Here is a 2298-nt window from a genome sequence, read left to right as displayed (position 1 = left end):
AGGCGGCCTTGAGCCAGTCCTGGAACTCACCGGAGAACACTCCGATGGATGAGATGCCTTCGCGGTCGAAACTGGCGACGTACCCAGCCGTCACCATCTGCCGTTCATCGACGACGATGTACATGATAAAGCCCCCCGGCCCTATGAAATTGTATTCAGGACGCAAGTACGCGTGATACAAACGCGCGTTGTCGGATCGATGAAGACCGGACAACATTTTTTTACTTTTACTTTTCTACTATGACTGTGAGGGAGTGTGCTTAGTGATCCGCGCGTCCCTCTCCGAATCAGTAGGTGTTGTTCATAAATGCCGGGTAGGCGCTGTTGCGTCAACGGCAAACGAGTCCGTCCCGACTCGGCTCTCTCGCTTGTGCCCAAGTGTTGCACGCGCGCAATACACCCGCACGCAGGCGCGTGCATTGCATGCGTGAGCTTGCCTGTGCCTGATCGACGTTCATGCGTCGGCAATGCATCCCGACTGCGTGATGGCGGAGGCCACGTGCAGGCTTGTGTTGCCGTTCGCACGAATAGTATCGGCCAGACCTGGAACTAAGTTTCAATTCTGCATTTATTCTAGTTACGCTCCGGAAGCTTAACTTTTTATACAGTCTCGCGGCGGTAGTTACTTGCCTTGAAAATGCCTTTTTCCGCCTCGGAGAGTCAGATGCGTCTTCTCAACAACCTGCGGCTTGTAACGAAGCTTGCAATTCCAGTAGCGATCTTCGTCGCGATTGCAATCGGGCTGATTGGGCTTGCGCGTAGTGGCTTGGATGATCTGGCAAGAGGGACGCAGGAACTCGTCGAGGTCGATGCGACGCAATTGAAACTGATCCTCCAACTCAATGCCGACGTGAACCAGGCGACGATCCAGGAGAAGAATATTCTCGGCGACAAGGATCTTGAAGCTCGCGCGACCTACGCCAAGCGGTACGAGGAAGACAAGCAGGCTGTCGTCAAGGACCTGGAGAACCTCCTCGCAGCGGCGCGCACTCCCGAGACGCAAGCGACGTTCGAAGGTCTCAAGGCCATCGTCATGAACTATTTCACTCTGACGGATCAGAGCGTTGCACACGGCCTCAAGGGCTACATGGATGACGCTGCCATGATGATCTCGAACGGCGAAGGGCGCGATGCGAGGATCAAGGTCAGAAACGTTCTCGCCGAGCAGGCCGACATCAGCGCAAAGGCACTGGAACACTCGACCCAGCAGGCGAATGAACGTGCATCTTGGACATCCTGGACCTTGATCGCTTCTGCGGTCGTGGGATTGTCGATTGCAGTTTCTCTGACTGGTGCCATCACGATCTATGGAATTGTGCGCCCCCTGAGCGCCATCACGGGAGCCATGTCTCGCCTGGCGGAAGGTGATCTCGACATATCCGTCACCGGCGTCGAACGCCGCGATGAGGTCGGGCAGTTGGCGCGGGCGTTGCTGGTCTTCAAGGACAACGCGATCGAGACCAAGCGTCTTGCTGCCGAGCAGGAGGCCGAGAACAATGCCAAGATGCGTCGGGCCCAAACGCTCGATCAGCTCACGAAGCAGTTCGATGCGAACGTCACGGCCTTGACGCAAGGGCTTGCCTCCGCTGCCACGGAGATGGAGGTAACGGCGCGATCGATGCGTGACGTTGCGGACCAGGCGACGGGGCGCTCGGTGAGCGTGGCCTCGGCGGCCGAGCAGACCTCGTCCAACGTCCAGACGGTGGCGGCCGCCACCGAGGAGCTCTCCATCTCGATCCGCGAGATCGCCGGTCAGGTCAGCCAGTCCTCCCAGATCGCCGAACGTGCCGTCGCCGACGCCCAGCGCACCAACGCCACCGTCCAGACGCTGGCCGTCTCGGCCGAGAAAATCGGCAACGTGATCGCGCTCATCAACAACATCGCGTCCCAGACCAACCTGCTCGCCCTCAACGCCACCATCGAGGCGGCGCGGGCCGGCGAGGCCGGCAAGGGCTTTGCGGTCGTGGCCTCCGAGGTCAAGGAGCTCGCCAACCAGACCTCCAAGGCCACCGAGGAGATCTCGGCCCAGATCGGATCGGTCCAGCAGGCGACCGAGGAGGCCGTGCGCGCCATCCAGGCCATTGCCAGCACCATTGCCGAGATGTCCCAGATCTCAGTCTCGATCGCCGCCGCCATGGAACAGCAGGGCGCCGCCACCGCCGAGATCTCCCGCAACGTGCAGGAGGCCGCCCGCGGCACCGAGCTCGTCACCGGCAACATCGGCGAGGTCCGCCGCGGCGCCGGCGAGACCGGGGCGGCCGCCGCCCAGGTGCTCTCCGCCGCCCAGGAGCTGGCCCG

General features: G+C 60.9%; 1 protein-coding gene. It reads left to right on the top strand.

Translation table 11 applies throughout. From position 1 onward, the window contains the following. Nucleotides 1–664: 664 nt before the first annotated feature. Nucleotides 665–2298: methyl-accepting chemotaxis protein (locus LGR44_RS21640; protein WP_226742788.1), on the top strand; the 1634-nt coding region annotated here is incomplete at its 3' end.

The organism is Microvirga lenta, assembly GCF_020532555.1.
GTDB lineage: Bacteria > Pseudomonadota > Alphaproteobacteria > Rhizobiales > Beijerinckiaceae > Microvirga > Microvirga lenta.
This window is presented reverse-complemented; position numbering and strand designations above follow the sequence as displayed.